Annotated in this window: 19 protein-coding genes and 1 tRNA gene; 10 read left to right on the forward strand and 10 right to left on the reverse strand. The window is 68.2% G+C overall.

The features are described 5' to 3' along the window. Nucleotides 1–47 precede the first annotated feature (47 nt). The 4 genes from KBY65_RS01075 to KBY65_RS01090 all read left to right on the forward strand — a co-directional run bounded on the left by KBY65_RS01075 (nt 48) and on the right by KBY65_RS01090 (nt 4,106). Nucleotides 48–791, forward strand: coding sequence for an ATP-binding cassette domain-containing protein (locus KBY65_RS01075; RefSeq protein ID WP_094559310.1), 744 nt, complete (start codon nt 48–50; stop codon nt 789–791). Continuing rightward, complete coding sequence (locus KBY65_RS01080; protein ID WP_255000177.1) at nt 788–2,374, forward strand: phosphonate ABC transporter; 1,587 nt, start codon at nt 788–790, stop codon at nt 2,372–2,374. Before KBY65_RS01075 ends, KBY65_RS01080 begins: the two co-directional genes overlap by 4 nt. After that, complete coding sequence (locus KBY65_RS01085; RefSeq protein ID WP_094559458.1) at nt 2,331–3,011, forward strand: GDSL-type esterase/lipase family protein; 681 nt, start codon at nt 2,331–2,333, stop codon at nt 3,009–3,011. Before KBY65_RS01080 ends, KBY65_RS01085 begins: the two co-directional genes overlap by 44 nt. Nucleotides 3,012–3,221: 210 nt before the next feature. Further along, nucleotides 3,222–4,106 carry a sigma-70 family RNA polymerase sigma factor gene (locus KBY65_RS01090; protein WP_255000179.1) on the forward strand — a complete coding sequence of 295 codons (885 nt, stop codon included), beginning with the start codon at nt 3,222–3,224 and terminating at the stop codon, nt 4,104–4,106. On the opposite strand, the gene KBY65_RS01095 is transcribed toward KBY65_RS01090, so the two are convergent. Next, the gene (locus KBY65_RS01095) at nt 4,025–4,825 is read right to left on the reverse strand and encodes a DUF92 domain-containing protein (RefSeq protein WP_255000322.1); all 801 of its coding nucleotides are present in this window, start codon (nt 4,823–4,825) and stop codon (nt 4,025–4,027) included. The two genes, KBY65_RS01090 and KBY65_RS01095, sit on opposite strands and share 82 nt — an antisense overlap. A 121-nt stretch (nt 4,826–4,946) precedes the next feature. Between KBY65_RS01095 and KBY65_RS01100 the strand changes: the two genes are divergently transcribed. Further along, entirely contained in the window at nt 4,947–5,312 is a 366-nt protein-coding gene (locus KBY65_RS01100) for a hypothetical protein (RefSeq protein WP_255000180.1), read from the forward strand. On the opposite strand, the gene KBY65_RS01105 is transcribed toward KBY65_RS01100, so the two are convergent. Beyond that, a complete protein-coding gene (locus KBY65_RS01105) occupies nt 5,309–6,091 on the reverse strand; it encodes a 16S rRNA (uracil(1498)-N(3))-methyltransferase (protein ID WP_255000181.1) in 783 nt (260 codons plus the stop codon). The genes KBY65_RS01100 and KBY65_RS01105 overlap by 4 nt on opposite strands. A gap of 8 nt (nt 6,092–6,099) precedes the next feature. Next, nucleotides 6,100–6,630 (reverse strand): DUF3531 family protein, encoded by a 531-nt coding sequence (locus KBY65_RS01110; protein WP_315860008.1) that lies wholly within the window; start codon nt 6,628–6,630, stop codon nt 6,100–6,102. 62 nt (nt 6,631–6,692) lie between these two features. On the opposite strand from KBY65_RS01110, the gene KBY65_RS01115 reads away from it, so the two are divergent. Together KBY65_RS01115 and hslO are read left to right on the forward strand one after the other, a co-directional pair. Next, nucleotides 6,693–7,352 carry an ABC transporter ATP-binding protein gene (locus KBY65_RS01115; RefSeq protein ID WP_094559316.1) on the forward strand — a complete coding sequence of 220 codons (660 nt, stop codon included), beginning with the start codon at nt 6,693–6,695 and terminating at the stop codon, nt 7,350–7,352. After that, nucleotides 7,349–8,263, forward strand: coding sequence for an Hsp33 family molecular chaperone HslO (gene hslO, locus KBY65_RS01120; protein WP_255000182.1), 915 nt, complete (start codon nt 7,349–7,351; stop codon nt 8,261–8,263). Before KBY65_RS01115 ends, hslO begins: the two co-directional genes overlap by 4 nt. Here hslO and KBY65_RS01125 read toward each other — a convergent pair. The 6 genes from KBY65_RS01125 to KBY65_RS01150 all read right to left on the reverse strand — a co-directional run bounded on the left by KBY65_RS01125 (nt 8,250) and on the right by KBY65_RS01150 (nt 12,320). Next, a complete protein-coding gene (locus KBY65_RS01125) occupies nt 8,250–8,552 on the reverse strand; it encodes a hypothetical protein (RefSeq protein ID WP_255000185.1) in 303 nt (100 codons plus the stop codon). The two genes, hslO and KBY65_RS01125, sit on opposite strands and share 14 nt — an antisense overlap. Beyond that, on the reverse strand, nt 8,553–8,888 hold the full coding sequence (locus KBY65_RS01130) for a hypothetical protein (RefSeq protein WP_255000187.1): 336 nt from the start codon (nt 8,886–8,888) through the stop codon (nt 8,553–8,555). Between the two features lie 44 nt (nt 8,889–8,932). After that, on the reverse strand, nt 8,933–9,622 hold the full coding sequence (locus KBY65_RS01135; protein ID WP_255000190.1) for a CPP1-like family protein: 690 nt from the start codon (nt 9,620–9,622) through the stop codon (nt 8,933–8,935). 68 nt (nt 9,623–9,690) lie between these two features. Further along, on the reverse strand, nt 9,691–9,930 hold the full coding sequence (locus tag KBY65_RS01140) for a hypothetical protein (RefSeq protein WP_254987028.1): 240 nt from the start codon (nt 9,928–9,930) through the stop codon (nt 9,691–9,693). 65 nt (nt 9,931–9,995) lie between these two features. Continuing rightward, the gene (locus tag KBY65_RS01145) at nt 9,996–11,624 is read right to left on the reverse strand and encodes a peptide chain release factor 3 (RefSeq protein ID WP_255000192.1); all 1,629 of its coding nucleotides are present in this window, start codon (nt 11,622–11,624) and stop codon (nt 9,996–9,998) included. 21 nt (nt 11,625–11,645) lie between these two features. Then, nucleotides 11,646–12,320, reverse strand: a complete 675-nt coding sequence (locus KBY65_RS01150) for a class I SAM-dependent methyltransferase (RefSeq protein WP_255000194.1) — start codon at nt 12,318–12,320, stop codon at nt 11,646–11,648. Nucleotides 12,321–12,449: 129 nt separating this feature from the next. On the opposite strand from KBY65_RS01150, the gene nrdJ reads away from it, so the two are divergent. After that, nucleotides 12,450–14,816, forward strand: a complete 2,367-nt coding sequence (nrdJ, locus tag KBY65_RS01155) for a ribonucleoside-triphosphate reductase, adenosylcobalamin-dependent (protein WP_255000196.1) — start codon at nt 12,450–12,452, stop codon at nt 14,814–14,816. Between the two features lie 65 nt (nt 14,817–14,881). Beyond that, nucleotides 14,882–14,966: transfer RNA gene (locus KBY65_RS01160), tRNA-Ser, on the forward strand. A gap of 27 nt (nt 14,967–14,993) precedes the next feature. Here KBY65_RS01160 and KBY65_RS01165 read toward each other — a convergent pair. Then, entirely contained in the window at nt 14,994–15,185 is a 192-nt protein-coding gene (locus KBY65_RS01165) for a hypothetical protein (RefSeq protein ID WP_255000197.1), read from the reverse strand. Between the two features lie 273 nt (nt 15,186–15,458). Between KBY65_RS01165 and KBY65_RS01170 the strand changes: the two genes are divergently transcribed. After that, nucleotides 15,459–15,917 carry an Hsp20/alpha crystallin family protein gene (locus tag KBY65_RS01170; RefSeq protein ID WP_255000198.1) on the forward strand — a complete coding sequence of 153 codons (459 nt, stop codon included), beginning with the start codon at nt 15,459–15,461 and terminating at the stop codon, nt 15,915–15,917. The last annotated feature ends 34 nt before the right edge of the window (nt 15,918–15,951 follow it).

Raw genomic sequence — 15,951 nt, forward strand, 5'->3', positions numbered from 1 at the left:
GATCCTGGCGCTGATCGTCTATCGACTCACCCTGGCCTGACCTCACCTTGCCGTCCCTGCTGAGCCTGGAGTCCATCACCGTGCGGGGGCGCACCCAGCCGCGGCTGGATGGGGTGTCGCTGCAGCTAGAGCCCGGCGAGCGGGTGGCCCTCTTGGGGCCCAGCGGCGCCGGCAAGAGCACCTTGATTGCGGTGGCCAACGGCCTGCTCGCCCCGGATCACGGCCAGGTGCGGTGGCAGGGCGAACCCCGGGCCCGCAGCCGCCGCGCCCGTCGCCGCCAGCAGGCCCGCATCGGCACCCTCTGGCAGGACCTGCGCCTGATCGAGGAGCTGACGGTGCAGCAGAACCTCAACGCCGCCCGTCTGGCGGCGTGGGGCTGGCCGCGGGCCCTGCTCAACCTGCTGCTGCCCCTGGACACCCCGGCCTGCGCAGAGGTGCTGCAGCGGCTGGATCTGGATCCGGCCCTGCTCAACCAACCGGTGTCGGCGCTCTCAGGCGGCCAGCGGCAGCGGGTGGCCCTGGCCCGGCTGCTGCGCCAGGAGCCGCTGCTGCTGCTGGCCGATGAACCCCTGGCCAGCCTGGATCCGCGCCTGGCTGCCGATCTGCTCACCCTGCTGCTGGAGCTGGCCGGCCCGCCGCGGGGCCTGCTGCTGAGCCTGCACCGCCCCGACCTGCTGACGGGTTTCGATCGGGTGGTGGGGCTGCGGGATGGGCGTCTGGTCTTCGACCAACCCTGCGCCAGCCTGGATCCTGGCCAACTCGAGGCGCTCTACGCCGGCGCTGAACCATGAGGCCCGCTGCGCCCCTGTGGGTGCTGCTGCCCGCCCTGGTGCTGCTGCCGGTGCTGGCCCTGCTGCCCGGGATCAGCCATGGCGGCGGCTGGGAGCTGGTGGGGCAGTTTGCGGCGGCAGCGCTGCAGCCCTCCCTCGATCCGCTGGTGCTGAGGTCGGTGCTGGGAGGGCTGGGCGTGACCGCAGGCATCGCTCTGCTGGGCTGGGCCGGCAGCCTGGTGCTGGGCCTGGGGCTCGGCATCGCCAGCTCCCGGGTGGTGTGGCGCACCTGCACGGGCAGTGCCGCCCCGGCCGGTTGGATCCGCCGCCTGCTGGCCCTGCCCCGCTCGCTTCACGAACTGCTCTGGGGGTTGCTGCTGCTGCAGCTGGTGGGCCTGCAACCGGAGGTGGCGGTGGTGGCGATCGCGATTCCCTTCGGGGCCCTGGTGGCCAGGGTGGTCAGCGACCTGCTCGACACCCTGCCCATCGCGAGCCTGGAGGCCCTGCGCTCTGGCGGAGCCCCGGCCCCGGCGGCCCTGCTCACGGCCCTGGGGCCGCCGCTGCTGCCCCAGGTGATCAGCTACAGCGGCTATCGCCTCGAGTGCGCCCTGCGCAGCGCCACCCTGCTGGGGGTGTTCGGCCTGGGGGGTCTGGGCACCGAGCTGCGGCTCACCCTGCAGTCGCTGGCCTTCCGTGAGCTCTGGACCGGCCTGTGGCTGCTGCTGCTGTTGATGCTGCTGCTCGAAGCGCTGCTGGGCTGGCTGCGGCGCCGCTGGGCCATGCCGGCGCGGCTGGGGCTGCGTCAGCGAGCCGTGGGACGGCAGGCGCGCGAGCTGGTGGCCGCGGGCCTGGCCCTGCTGCCGCTGCTGGCGGTGGTGGCCTGGCGGCTGGAGGTAGAGCCCGCCGCCTTGTTGCAGTGGCAGGGCCTACCCCCCCTGGGCCCGGCCGACTGGGGCGCCGTGGCCGCCTTGCCCTGGCCAGGCCTGATCGCCAACACCGTGCTGTTAACGGTGCTGGCCGCGGCCCTGGCCGTGGGTCTGGCACCCCTGCTGCTGTTGGTGGTCGCGCCCTGGCCGATTGGGGGCGCTTTGGTGCGCGGGCTCTGGGCCCTGGGCCGGCTGTGGCCGCCACCACTGACCGCCCTGCTGCTGCTGTTTGTGCTCCAGCCCGGGGTGCTCACCGGCGCCCTTGCCCTGGGGTTCCACAACCTCGGCATCCTCGGCCGCTTGCTGCTGGAGGCCGCTGAAACCACTGGCGCACCCCAGCAGCAGGCCCTGCTGGCCGCCGGCGGCGGGCCGCGCCTGGCCCTGCTCTACGGCCGCTTCAGTGGCCTGGCCCGCCCCTACCTGGCCTACGGCGCCTACCGGGCCGACGTGATCCTGCGGGAATCGGTGGTGGTGGGTCTGGTGGGCGCCACCGGTCTGGGCAGCCAGCTGCTCGAGGCCCTCAGTTCGTTTGCCGGCGACCAGCTGCTGGCGCTGGTGCTGGCCTATGCGTTGCTGACGCTGCTGGGGGAAGATCTGAGCGATCGCGCCCGCCTGTGGCTGTTGGAGACCCCCCATGGTGATGGCCATCCCCAGGAAGCTGGTGGCGCTTGGCGATAGCGGTGTGTTCGGCTGGGGCGACCCGCTGGAGGGGGGCTGGTGCGAGCGGCTGCGGCGCCATTGGATGGACCTGCCGGGCGGCCCGGTGCTCTACAACCTGGGCGTGCGGGGCGACGGGCTGGAGCGGCTGGCTGCTCGCTTGAGCGCCGAAGTGGGTTGCCGCGGAGAGCTGCGGCGCCAGCAGCCCCAGGGAATCCTGCTGGGGATCGGGCTCAACGACACGGCCCGGGTGGGACGGGCTGATGGCCGGCCCCAGCTCGATGCCGAGGGCTTTTTGTTTGGCCTGCAGCAGCTGCTGCAACAGGCCCGAGCGATCGCCCCGGTGCACGTGATCGGGCTTACACCGGTGGAGGAGGCCGCCATGCCCTACGCCGACGTGCTCTGGTATTCCCTAGCCGACATCCGCCGCTACGAGGGCCTGCTGGAGGAGGCCTGCCTGGAAGCCGACGTGCCGTTCCTCCCCCTGCTGAAGGGATTGCTGGCCGATCCCGACTGGCCTCAGTGGCTGAGCAGCGATGGCCTGCATCTCAACAGCGACGGGCATCGTCAGGTGTATGAGCGGGTGCGCAACTGGCCGGCCCTGCTGACCTGGGCAGATCTGCAGCCCCTGCACGGCCAGACGCCTCTGGCCTACTGAGGGGCGATCCCCCATTTGGGTGAGCGCAAGTCCCCCGCGCGGGGGAAGCGACGGTTGGGGCACCGCGGCGACGGTGAAAACACCGACGTCTCGCCCTCCATGGCACCCGCTCCGAAGGTCCCCGCTCCCCAGTCTCTTGCTCCCAAGCCCACCGCATCAACACTCGCCGCATCCGAACTTCACGCGCGCAACCGCAGCTGGCTCGAAGCCATGGCAGCCAGCCCCGACGCCACCACCCGACTGCTGTGGCGCAATGCCCTGGTGGAGCACAACCTGGCCCTGGTGCGCATGGTGGCCCAGCGCCACACCCGCCGCAGTGGCCAGCCCTTCGACGACCTAGTGTCGGCCGGAGGCCTTGGCCTGATCCGGGCCGTGGAGGCCTTCGACCTGCGCCAGCGCTGCAACTTCAGCAGCTTCGCCGTGCCCTACATCGAAGGGGCCATGCGCCACGACGTGCGCGACCACGGCCAACCGCTGCACACACCGCGGCGGCTGCGGGAACTGCAGCAACGGGCCCGGCGCCTGCAGGAGCAGCGCCGCGGCCAGGGTCTGGCTCCCCTGCAAACGGCCCAGCTCGCCGAGGAGCTTGGCTGCACCCCGACCCAGCTCCAGGAGGCCGCAGCGGTCCAGCGAGCCCTGCAGGTGCGCAGCCTCGATGCCCCGCTGTCCGGCAGCGATGGTGAGGAGGCCAGCTGCCTGCTCGACCAGCTGGCCGCTGGCCGTAGCGCCCATGACGCAGACAGCACAGCGGGTTGTGCAACGGGTTGTTCAACAGGCTGGGCAACAGCAGGAGCAACACCCCACACCGAATCAGACACCCACACAGACTCAGACTCAGAGCAGCAGCTGCAGTGCCGCTGGTTGCACAGCCAGCTCGCCCGCCTCAACCGGCTGGAGCAGCGGCTGCTGGAGGGGCGCTGGATGGAGGGCCTGAGCTGGAGCGAGCTGGCCCTGGAGCTGCGGCTCACCAGCTGCCAGGCCAAGGTCCGGGGGGATGCCCTGCTGGCCTGGCTTCAGGAGGCCGCCGCCAGCACCAGCGGGGCCAGCAGCAGCGGAGCCAGTGCCATGGCGAGCAGGGCGGCAATCGCCGTCTGAATCCCATTCACCAGTTCGTTGCTGAGCCAGGCCCAGCGCTGCTGAGCACTGGCGCCGATCAGGCTTTCAATCAGGGTGGCGGCCAGTCCCACCAGGGTGATCAGCAGCCAGACGGCTCCTGGGTTGACGGCACTGGAGCTGACCGAACTGCCAGCCCCCAGGCCCAGCACCAGCATCAGCGCCGCCATCAGGCCGCTGCCCGCGAGGCTGGCGGCGGTGCCCTCGAGGCTGATCGCCCCTTCGGTGCCCGGCGGCACGGGGCGCAGGGAGGTGATCAGCACCGTGTGGCGCCCCCAGCGCTTGCCGATCTCGCTGCCGCAGGTGTCGGCGAACTTGGCGGCGAAGCTGGCGGCAAAGCCGAGCAGCAGCAAGGGCTGCCAAGACGGCGGCGCCAGCACCGTCGCCATCGCCAGCAGGGCGCCGGTGGCCGCCGAACCCCAGACGTTCTCCGGCCCCCGGGCCCCACCCCGCCCCTCCGCCAGACCGCGGGCCTGCTTGGTGCGGAAGCCCAGGCGGGTCACCAGGGATCCCAAGGCCAGATAGAGCACCACCGCCAGCCAGCCCCTCAGCCCAAGGCAGCCCCACAGCAGGCTGCCGAGGATGCCGGCGTGCACCCAGCCGGCCCGGGTGAGCAGGGGCAGGCGCTGGGCCACGCCGATCAACAGGGTGTTCAGGGCCAGGGCCACCAACCAGTGGCTCCAGGGGGGGGGGGCCACCAGGACTGGGGCGGGGATCGGCACGGGGCGGCGACGGCGCCATCAAAGTGTGTTGCATAGCGCGACCAGTGGCGCAGCTGGGGAGCGGGGCAGCGGATAATCGACCTACGACGCTGCTGCCGTGATGGTGTTCAACCGCAAGGCCTCCTTCTTCCTAGACCTGGGCAGTGAAGGCGCCGAACCGGCCAAGGTGGCCATCGCCGAACCCAAAGTCCCGCCAACCAAGTCAGCCGAGGGCCAGAGCGCGCCGATCCAAATCCCTGCAGCCACCCCCGCACCCAGTCAGGCCAGCGCCAGCAGCAGCCTCACCACGGCCGAAGCCATTGCCGCTGAGCTGCGGGCGGCCCAGGAGGCCCTGCCCCCGCCCAGCAACGCCACCTTTGCCCCCGACTGCCTCAATCCGGCCAACACCCTGCGCAGCCGCCGCCGCCTGGCTGGCGCCAACCTGGCCGGCTTCAAGGAGATGGCCTCCGGCATGTTCCGCAACTAGGGCAACCGCTGGGCACGCCAGTGGCTGAGCAGGGCTGCTGCAGCCACGGCGGCCGTGCTGCAGCGCAGGATTGTGTCGCCCAGGCTCACGGCTTGCCAGCCGTGCTCCCGGGCCAGGTCCTCTTCCTGCGACGTCCAACCACCCTCCGGTCCAATCGCCACCGTCAGGGCTCCTGGCAGGCCATCGGGTGTGGAACCGAGAGCTGCCAACGCCTCCGCCAACAGGGGCGTGCTGCTCTGGCGCGTGGTGCAGAGCCATCCCCGGCCTGGGCCGCCTGGCGGTGGCCCCCCCAGCAGCTCCTGAGCCGGCAGCGATGGGGCCAGTACGGGCTGCCAGAGCCGCTCGCATTGCTCCAGCGCCTCCCGCAGGATGGTGCCTGAGCGGCCCGGCGTGAGGGGTTCAGGGTCGACGCTCCGCTCGGCCTGCAGGGGGATCAGCCGGTCGATCCCCAGTTCGCAGACCATGCGCAGCAGCACATCGGCATCCCGCCGGGGCAGGGCCACCGCCAGCTCCAGGGGCACCGCCGGCGGCGGCTCCATCTGCAACGGAGCCGCCAGGGGTTGCTCCAGGTGGGCGCGATCGTTGGCTTGCAACACCGCACTCCAGAGCCGGCCGGCCCCGTCCACCACCGCGAAGCGATCGCCGGGGCGCAACCGCAACACGCGGCCGAGGTAGTGGCCCTCGGCCCGTTCGAGGCTGAGGGCCAGGGCGCCCGATCCAGCCGCAGCAGCAGCCAGGCGCTCCGGGGCGATCAGCAGGCGTCGCAGTTCGCGAGCCACAGCGCCGGCTAGCTCCAGGCCTCGTTGCCGGACGCATCTTCTTCCTCAGCGTCAGCGTCCTCGTCGGCGTGCTCGTCCTGATCATCGATGGCATCCAGGCCCGCAAACATCGCTTCGGGCTGCTCCTCAATCGGCCAGTCGTCATTGAGGCCGCCGATCAGCAACTCCTCGATCTCCAGCACGTCGTTGTTGAGCTGACCCAGGGCATTGATCAACACATCCAGGGCGAAGGCATCGCTGGTGCCCAGGTCCACCCAACAGCGGGCCCAGTCGTCCTGGTATTCCATCGGGCCCATGTTGTGCATCAGGGCCGGCAAGGCGGACGCTGCCGCCTCATGGCTGTAGGCCATCCAGCCCAGCTCCGCCCCCTCCTCATGGGCCTGGAGGTTTTCGGCGTTGAAGCCGCCCAGCTTGCCCAGGAAAAACCAGCTGTCGAAAGCGGTTTCCAGATAGCCCCGCTCCCCTGAGCCCAGGGGATGGGGGAAACGCATCCAGATCCAGCAATTAAAGGGGTTGAACTCGCGGAAGCGCACCTCCATGGCAGAGCGGGATCGGGGGGAAGACTGGCTCCATCAAACACGCCCGGCGGCATGCTGGGTCGATGCTCGAGCTGCGCAACGTCTGCTATCAGCCCGCTACGGCGCAGGAACCGGTGCTCAAAGGCGTCAACTTGACCCTGCCGGTGGGCCGCGCCGTGCTGGTGGCCGGCCGCAGCGGCAGTGGCAAAACGACCCTATTGGAGGTGATCAGCGGCCTGGCCGAGGCCTCCGCCGGCCAGCTGCTCTGGGATGGACAGCCCCTCAACGGCCGCCAACGCCGCTGGCTGTGCGGCCTGGTGTTTCAATTTCCGGAGCGCCATTTCCTCGGCCTCAGCGTGGGCCAGGAGCTCAAGCTCGGCCACCGGCGGCTAACGGCCGAGCAGGCCCAGAACGCACTGCAGCTGGTGGGGCTGGAGGGCCTCTCGCTGCAGCAGGCGCCAGAGCAGCTCAGCGGCGGCCAGCAGCGGCGGCTCGCCCTGGCGGTGCAGCTGTTGCGCAATCCTCAGGTGCTGCTGCTGGATGAGCCCACCGCCGGCCTCGACTGGGCCGTGCGACGCGAGGTGCTGGAGCTGCTGGCCGCCCTGGCCGAGGAGCGGGCCGTGCTGGTGGTGACCCACGAACCCGAGCTGTTCAGAGGCGTGATCGATGGGGGCTGGCGGCTGGAGGCGGGCCAGCTGAGTGAGCTCCGTACGATGCCTTCACATCGAAACGGCGAGCCTTGAGCGATCAGCTGCTGCGGGCCACGGCCGCCGGCGGGGGCATCCGGATGGTGGCGGTGAGCACCACCCACACCAGCCGCACCGCCCAGGAGCGCCACGGCCTCTCCTTCCTCACCACGGCCCTGCTGGGCCGTGCCATGACGGCGGGGCTGCTGCTGGCCAGCTCGATGAAGGTGGCCCATGGCCGCGTCAACCTGCGCATCCAGTCGGACGGCCCGCTGCGGGGGCTGATGGTGGATGCGGGCCGCGACGGCAGCGTGCGCGGCTATGTGGGCCATCCCGGCCTGGAGCTGGATCTGGTGAGCGAGCCCGACGGGCTGCATCACTTCGATTTCCGCACCGCCACCGGCACCGGCTATCTCCACGTGGTGCGGGATCTGGGCGAAGGCGCGCCGTTCAGCTCCACCGTTGAGCTGGTGAGCGGTGGCATCGGCGACGATCTGGCCTCCTACCTGCTGCATTCGGAGCAAACCCCCTCGGCGGTGTTCGTCGGCGAGCAGATCGACAGCAGCGGCGTGCGCTGCAGCGGTGGCGTGCTGGTGCAGGTGCTGCCCAAGGCTGCCCGGGAACCGGCCCTGGTGGCCCTGCTGGAAGAGCGCTGCCGCGAGGTGCAGCACTTCAGCCAGCGGCTGGCCGCCTGCGAGGGGCAGCTGCATAGCCTGCTGGAGGACATCTTCCCCGACCTCGATCCCCAACCTCTCGACGACCGTGCAGCCTGCACGCCGGTGCGCTTCCACTGCCCCTGCAGCCGCGAGCGCAGCGTCGGTGCCCTCAAGCTGCTGGGCCACGACGAACTCAGCGCCATGCTGGCCGAAGACGGCAAGGCTGAACTCACCTGCCACTTCTGCAGCGCGGTGTACGAGGTGGATGGAGGCGAGCTCCAGGAGCTGATCGACGAGCTCACCCCCGCCTGATGGCGGGAAGCAGCAGCTGGGCCGTGGCCTGGTAGATCCGGTCCTCCAATACCGAGAGGATCGACTGGCCCGGCACCATCTCACCGGTGCCATCCAGCAGGCGAATGATCAGGTTCAGATGTTGCAGGGCAGAGCGGGTGTCCGGATCGCGCAGGTCAACCTGCCAAGGCCGATGCAGGTCGAGCAGGGCTCGCTCCAGGCTGAGGGCGCGATCCTGGTCCACCAGATAACGCGCTAAGAGGGGCCGATTGAGGTTGTAGGCAATGCCAACGTGAGGGTGGGTGCGCACCTACATCGCCTCGCCCGGCAGATACATGAGCGAGCGGCCCGCTTCAGCCGAAAACGAGCGACCACCAATGCGGTAGTCGATCCGGCCGAGCTGCAGAAACGCCATCACGGCCTCGTGGTGGTCATCCACCAGGGCAGCCGTGGGCGTGCAGGCCATCGCCGTAAGGCCGATGTCACCCACCAGGCGCAGGGCCGAGCGCTGGGCCAGCGTCACGCGGTTGGCGCAGGGCTCGAGCCGACGCAGGTTCATCGCCAGCGAGAGCCTCTCGTGCAGCTCATCCAGGTTGTCGAACAGCTGGGCCTCGCCATCGCCGAACGGCAACTGGGCGACGGCCACCCAGCCCGCTGAATCAACAACTGGGCCCAGACCGTGCATGGTGCTCAGCTGCGCTCGTTACCGATCAACAGGGCCCCCAGCAGCAACAGCAGCAGAGCCGGCAGGCTCTGGACCTGCAGGGGCGTCAGAGGCAGGCCCAGGGGCAGGCTGGTGGAGAGGGCACCGGCCAGAATCGCTCCAACCAACAGGCCAAGGCAGAGCAGGCCAAAGCCCCAGCCCACAGCTGCCAGAAAGCGGCGATTCCGCCACTGCAGGTTGATCACCGCCATGGCAGTGGCCAGGGCTAGCACCAGATCCGGGGGGAAACCCGGAGCCAACAGCAGCAGGAGCAGCAACACCCCGGCGGTCGCCAGCGGGAACCACCGCTCCCGGCCACTGGCCAAGGCGAGGCCCGGCAACTTGAGCTGGGGCGCTGCCATCCGAGGCAGGGGCAGCTGGGGCAGCGCCGCCACCGCCAACTTCGGCGGTGGCGGGGCCAATTGTTCGCGCTGGGAGGCGGATTTGGCGGCACTGCTGACACGGCCCTGTTGACGCTCCTTGAGCCGCTCCATCAACACAGCGTCGTAGGCCGCCTCAATGCGGGAGCGGGCCATCGTGTCATCGCCTACCTCCTCAAGGCGGGCCAGTTTGGCAGCCTGCACCGCATCGAAACTGGCATCAGACGGAACACCCAACCGCTCATAGGGGCCCGAGGGGTCGGCCGCCGGAGAGGGCTGATCGGAGCGTTGAGTCATGACGAGCCGCGTCGCGGCACCAGGGAGATTGCAGGACGTTGCCTGGGCTAGAGCGTATCGAGACTTGGCTAAAAAAGGGGCTCACTGCAGCGGAAACCGGCTTCGAGCTGCAAATGGCGGCGGCAATGTTCCGCCTCTTCTGCACCGAGGCGCTTGCGGTGCTTGAGCAGGGGCAATTGGGGGGGAAGGTGGCTCCCCTCCCGCATCTCCACCGTGGTCGCACCGATAGGTCCCTGGGCGGGCAGGAAACTCACGTAATCGCAGCCCCCGTCCGGGCGGGGACGCACCAGCCAGAGTGGCTTGGGCATCGCTGTGATGGTTTGTTACGCATCAGTCTGGCGCGCTCCCTGGCTGGCCGTGGACCCACCTGCCCCTAGAGCCCGATCGGCTCAACCCCACTCACCACCGGCGCCACGGCGCTCAACTCCAGCTCCGGATGCTCCTCCAAGAGCTGGTTGAGGTTCCAGTCGTTCTTGAACAGCAGCACCGGCCGCCTCCAGGCGTCGCGCACGGTTTTGCAGTTGAAAATCCGCCCCACCTTTTCAAGCTCGCTCCAGCCACCCACCACCCAGCGGGCCACCGCGAAGCCCAGGGGCTCCAGGCGCGTCTGCACGCCGTATTCATGCTCGAGGCGGTACTGGACCACCTCGAGCTGCAGCTGGCCCACCGCCGCCAGGATCGGATCGCGCTTGCTCTCGTCGGTGTCGTACAGGATCTGCACCGCGCCCTCCTCCCGCAGCTCGTTCACCCCCTTGCGGAAGCTCTTGAAGGCCGAGGGGTTGGGGTTGCGCAGCCAGGCGAAGATCTCTGGGCTGAAGCAGGGAATGCCCTCGTATTCCACCTTGGGGCCCAGATAGAGGGTGTCGCCGATGGCGAACATGCCGGGGTTGTTCAGACCGATCACATCGCCGGGGTAGGCGTCCTCCACCACCTCGCGGTCCTGGCCGAACAGCTTCTGGGGGCGCGAGAGGCGAATCGCCTTGCCGGTGCGGGCGTGCTGCACCGTCATGTCCTTTTCAAACTTGCCGGAGCACACCCGCACAAACGCCACCCGGTCGCGGTGGCGGGGATCCATGTTGGCCTGCAGCTTGAACACAAAACCGCTGAAACCCGCCGCCACCGGCTCGATCGACCCGGCGCTGCTGGCCCGGGCGATGGGTTTTTGGGCCAGCTCCAGGAAGGCATCGAGAAACGGCCGCACGCCGAAGTTGGTCATGGCCGAGCCGAAAAACACGGGGCTGAGCTCACCGGCATGCACCAGCTCCAGGTCGAGGTCGGCCCCAGCCCCCTCCAGCAACTCCAGTTCCTCCAGAGCCTGAGCCAGCAGTTCCGGCTCCACGGCACCTGAGTCGCGGGCCTCCTCCACCGACAGCACCTTTTCCTCGCTCTGGCGTCCCCGCTCGGCCCGCTCAAACAGGATCACGTCATGGCTGCGCCGGTCGATCACACCGCGGAAGCGATCGCCGCTGCCGATCGGCCAGTTCACCGGCAAGCAGGCCAGGCCCAGCTGCTGCTCGATCTCATCGATCAGTTCGAGCGGCTCCCGGCCCGGCCGGTCCATCTTGTTGATGAAGGTGAAGATCGGGATGCTCCGCATCCGGCACACCTCAAACAATTTGCGGGTCTGGGGCTCGAGCCCCTTGGCCGCGTCCTCGAGCATCACCGCGTTGTCGGCGGCCGCAAGGGTGCGATAGGTGTCTTCGGAGAAGTCCTGGTGGCCTGGGGTGTCGAGCAGGTTGACCGTGCTGCCCGAGTAGTCGAACTGCAGCACGGTGGAGGTGATCGAGATGCCGCGCTGTTTCTCCAGCTCCATCCAGTCGGAGGTCACCTTCCGCTGCTCCCCCTTGGCCTTCACGGCACCGGCTTGCTGGATGGCACCGCCGTAAAGCAGCAGCTTTTCGGTGAGGGTGGTCTTGCCCGCGTCCGGGTGGGAAATGATTGCGAAATTGCGGCGCCGGGCCACGGCCTCGGCCAAGGCCGCCAGTTCGGGAGAGCTCGTCATGGGGTCAGCCTGCCAGGCCATTCACGCGATGCGCCCCCACACCTCCAGGTAGCGCTGCTGCCGCGGCGCCACCTGCAGCTGTCCCGCCAATCCCGCCTGCTCAAGCTGCCCCACCACCTCCTCAGGCGTGAAGGCGGCATGCAGGGAGGCCCGGTAGTCGTGGCGCAACACCTCCGGGGCACCCCCCATCTGCTCGGCCACCAGGGCCTCCACCGCCGCGGGGCTGGCAGGGCGGCGCAGATCCTGCACAACCACAAAGGCCCCTGGTGCTGCCAGCTGGGCCACGGCCCGCCAAAGCCCCCCCGGATCATGCAGATGGTGCAACAGGCTGTTGCTCACCACCGCCGAGAAGGCAGCGGCCAGGGAGCCCGGCTCGGCCAGGGGCAGCAGTGCCTGCTGAAACTGCAGCCGTTCTGCCAGCCCAGGCTCAGCCGCAAGCCGCTCCTGGGCCAGGGCCAGCATCCGCGGCGCGCCATCGAGTCCGAGCACGCGCGCCAGCGGCCAGCGCCGAGCCAGGCGGAGGCTGATGTTGCCGGGGCCGCAGCCCAGATCCACCAGCCGCCCGCCGGGATCACCGCCGCAGAGCGCCGATAGGCGATCCAGCATCGCCTGGTCGGAGGCGTCGAAATCGGCGGCGCCATAGGCCTGCACCTGGTCGGCCCCATCCATCAATTCCGGCTCGGGGATTCGCTGCATCGGCACACCACACCTGCCTTGCCAGTCTGGGGGCGCCGGCGGGGCCGCGCACTGTTGCTGGTGTCAACGCTGTCTTGCACACCCCACTGGTGGCGTTATGGTTCGGCTCACCATCAGGCCATACCACCTGTGACCCTCTCCGCTACGCCCCCCACAGCCGCCAGTGCTGAGAAGGCCTTTGCCGCCCCCAGCGGCAGACCGGCGGGCGCAGCCCAAGACTTTCCGGCCACCGCTCCTGCAGCCAATCCGGTCTTCTATCGCACCTACAGCCGCAAAACCGAAACTGGCCGGGAGAGCTGGCATCAGGTGGCCGAGCGCAACCTCGGCGGACTGCGCCGCCTGGGTGATCTGAACGATGCGGAAGTGGACCTGCTGCGCCGCATGCAGCAGCAGCAGAAGGCCCTGCCCTCCGGCCGCTGGCTGTGGATCGGTGGCACTGAATGGATCGAGCGCAGCGAAAACTTCTCCGGCTCCTACAACTGCACCTCCACCAACCTGGTGGACTGGGAAGCCTTCGGGTTAATGATGGACCTGGCGATGATGGGCTGCGGCACCGGCGCCATCATTGAGCCCCATCTGATCAACCGTCTGCCGGCGGTCCGCAATCGCCTCAGCGTCACCGGCGTCACCGACATCGGTGCCACCCCAGCGGATCAGCGCCAGGACCACACCAGCCACACCATCGAGGGCAACCGGGTGGCGATCAAGGTGGGCGACACCCGTCGCGGCTGGGTGGACAGCTACCAGCTGCTGCTCAACCTCTGCAGCGACGCGCGCTTCGACGCCAACAGTCCGATTGAGATCGCCGTTGATCTCTCTGATGTGCGCCCGGTCGGCGAAACCCTCAAGGGCTTCGGCGGCATGGCCAACCCGGTGAAGCTGAAGGATCTCTACGGCCGGGTGGCCCAGATCCTCAACAAGGCCCAGGGCCGCCAGCTCACCTCGGTGGAGTGCTGCCTGCTGATCGATGAGGCCGCCGTCACGATCGTGGCCGGCAACATCCGTCGCAGCGCCGGCATGCGCCAATTCAGTGCTGAAGACAACTCCGCCGCCGGCGCCAAGGAGAACCTCTGGCAGCAGGACAGCGAGGGCAACTGGAGCATCGATCCAGAACGCGACGCCCTGCGCATGGCCAACCACACCCGTGTCTTCCACAGCCGCCCCTCACGGGAGACGGTGCTGGAGGCCGTGATCAAGCAGTTCCAGAGCGGGGAGGGCGCAATCCAGTTCGCGCCTGAGGCCATTGCCCGCTCCAACGCCGACCTGCTGACCACCCCCGAACTGCGCACGGAGTTCATCGGCATCTACTGCGACCAGGGCCGCGAGCAAGCCGGCCGCTGGCTCACAACCCACCACCCCGACATCAGCGCCGCTGAGCTGGAGCACCGCCTGGGGCGCTACGGCCTCAACCCCTGCGGCGAAATCCTCGGCGCCGACTTCCACTGCAACCTGGCGGAGATTCACCTCAACCAGATCGATCCAGCCGACCTGGTCGCCCAGGAGGAGGCCTTCCGCGCCGGCGGCCTGGCCGTGGCCTGCCTGCTCAACCACCGCTTCGAGGTGGAGCGCTACCGCCAGAGCCGCGCCTGGGACCCGATCGTGGGCGTGAGCTTCACCGGTCTGTTCGACTTCTTCGTGCACGCCTTCGGCACCCCCTGGCTGCAGTGGTGGGAAGCGGGCCGCCCCAACACGGAAGCGGGCCTGGCCTTCAAGGCCAAGGAGGCCGAATTCCTCAGCCGCTGGAAGGAGATCGTCAACGAGGCCGTGTGGGATTACTGCGATCGCCACGGCCTACGGCGCCCCAACCGCTGCACCACCGTGCAGCCGGCCGGCACCAAGAGCCTGCTCACCGGCGCCTCCCCCGGCTGGCACCCCCCCAAGGCCCAGCGTTTCATCCGCCGCATCACCTTCCGCAAGAACGATCCGGTGGCGCTGGCCTGCATGGACTACGGCTACACGATCGTGCCGAGCCAGAGCGACAAAGACGAGCAGGGCCGCCTGCTGGACGATCCGTTCGATCCCCGCTGCACCGAGTGGCTGGTGGAGATCCCAACGGAAGTGAGCTGGGCCAACATCCCCGGCGCTGATGCGGTGGAGATCAACAACTTCTCCGCCCTGGCCCAGTTCGATTTCTACATGCAGGTGCAGAAGCACTACACAGCCCACAACACCAGTGCCACGGTGGAGTTCCGCGAAAATGAGATCGAGCCTCTGGCCGAGGCCATCCACCAAGCGATCGACAACGGCGAGGGCTACATCTCCGCAGCGCTGCTAGCCCGGTTTGATGCCAACGCCACCTTCCCGCGGCTGCCGTTTGAACCGATCGACCACGCCACCTACCTGCGCCTCAATGCCGAGGTAGCAGCGCGGCGGCGCACCGATTGCTTCTTCGAAGCCCTGCAGCGCTACGACCGCGGCGAATTGGTGGAAGCTGGTCCGGCCGGCTGCGACTCCGACAAGTGCCTGCTGCCCCTGGCCAAGCCCAGCAACAACTGAGCGAGTCCAGACCTCCCACCATGGGAAAATAGAAAGAGGTGCGGCAGCAGCCGCACCTTGCACCTGGAGAGGTGGTCGAGTGGTTGATGGCTCCGGTCTTGAAAACCGGCGTGCCGAAAGGCACCGTGGGTTCGAATCCCACCCTCTCCGTTGATTCAGTTTTGATTCATTTTTGATTCAGCTCTGTTCCACCTCGGCGTGCATCGCCCAGATCGAGGCCTGCAGGCGGCGTGCCTCATGGTCGAAGCAGTCAGCCAGCTCGGAGGTGCATTCTGGGTCCTGGCGATGGGCCAGGGTTTCCAGCAGCAGAACCTGCAGAACAGCCAGCCGATTGGCATAGCACTGGGTCGTGACGGGAAAGGATTGCATCGCTGAACGTGACATCACGGCATCGCCATCAGCAGACCATTCCTCCGTGCTGCGAGCAGCGGCAGGCTGCACAGTTGGGGCATGACTGCAGCGACAGTGACCCAGAACAAATCCGTTGGGGGAATCCTGAAACAGCCCTGCCCCGGGCATCCAACCCACTGATGAAATGCAACGATGAGAGACAACGCTGATGAGCTGCACACCTGCAGCTGCGGCAAACGGCAGTCCTGAACCAGCCATACCTTGCTTGAGTCGTGTTGCATCTATCGTCCAATGGCCCTGATCAAGTGGGATCCACTGCGGGATATCGAAGACATTGTTGAGCGCTACAGCCGAACGCTCAGCACACCTGTTTTGCGCTCATCCGAGCTCAACCGTGCATCAGAACACCTGGCCAATGGCGAATGGAATCCTCGGGTGGATATCAGTGAAACGGATACAGCTTTTCAGATCAAGGCTGAAGTATCAGGCGTGTGCAAAGAGGACGTCAAAGTAACGCTGGACAACGGCGTGCTCACCCTTCAAGGGGAACGGCACCAGGAACAGGAGGAACACGGATTGCGCTTCCACAGGGTCGAGCGCTGCTACGGCAATTTCATCCGCAGCTTCACCCTGCCCAACAACGTGGATGCCCAGCAGCTCAAGGCCCACTTTCACGACGGACTGTTAGAGGTGGAGATCCCTAAATCCAGCGAAACACAAACCAGCGTGGTGCAAATCCCGGTCGAGTGATGGGCCAGCCGCAATCCCTCCCTTGCTTGCACCT

This window comes from Cyanobium sp. Alchichica 3B3-8F6, assembly GCF_024346435.1.
In the GTDB taxonomy this organism is placed as follows: Bacteria; Cyanobacteriota; Cyanobacteriia; order PCC-6307; family Cyanobiaceae; genus Cyanobium_A.

What these genes read in the sequence shown, in the direction of transcription:
- KBY65_RS01080 (WP_255000177.1), top strand. Translation starts at nt 788, where the DNA reads ATGAGGCCCGCTGCGCCCCTGTGGGTGCTGCTGCCCGCCCTGGTGCTG.
- KBY65_RS01085 (WP_094559458.1), top strand. Translation starts at nt 2,331, where the DNA reads ATGGTGATGGCCATCCCCAGGAAGCTGGTGGCGCTTGGCGATAGCGGT.
- KBY65_RS01090 (WP_255000179.1), top strand. Translation starts at nt 3,222, where the DNA reads ATGGCAGCCAGCCCCGACGCCACCACCCGACTGCTGTGGCGCAATGCC.
- KBY65_RS01100 (WP_255000180.1), top strand. Translation starts at nt 4,947, where the DNA reads ATGGTGTTCAACCGCAAGGCCTCCTTCTTCCTAGACCTGGGCAGTGAA.
- KBY65_RS01110 (WP_315860008.1), bottom strand. Translation starts at nt 6,630, where the DNA reads ATGGAGGTGCGCTTCCGCGAGTTCAACCCCTTTAATTGCTGGATCTGG.
- KBY65_RS01115 (WP_094559316.1), top strand. Translation starts at nt 6,693, where the DNA reads ATGCTCGAGCTGCGCAACGTCTGCTATCAGCCCGCTACGGCGCAGGAA.
- KBY65_RS01135 (WP_255000190.1), bottom strand. Translation starts at nt 9,622, where the DNA reads ATGACTCAACGCTCCGATCAGCCCTCTCCGGCGGCCGACCCCTCGGGC.
- KBY65_RS01140 (WP_254987028.1), bottom strand. Translation starts at nt 9,930, where the DNA reads ATGCCCAAGCCACTCTGGCTGGTGCGTCCCCGCCCGGACGGGGGCTGC.
- KBY65_RS01145 (WP_255000192.1), bottom strand. Translation starts at nt 11,624, where the DNA reads ATGACGAGCTCTCCCGAACTGGCGGCCTTGGCCGAGGCCGTGGCCCGG.
- KBY65_RS01150 (WP_255000194.1), bottom strand. Translation starts at nt 12,320, where the DNA reads ATGCAGCGAATCCCCGAGCCGGAATTGATGGATGGGGCCGACCAGGTG.
- KBY65_RS01165 (WP_255000197.1), bottom strand. Translation starts at nt 15,185, where the DNA reads ATGCAATCCTTTCCCGTCACGACCCAGTGCTATGCCAATCGGCTGGCT.
- KBY65_RS01170 (WP_255000198.1), top strand. Translation starts at nt 15,459, where the DNA reads ATGGCCCTGATCAAGTGGGATCCACTGCGGGATATCGAAGACATTGTT.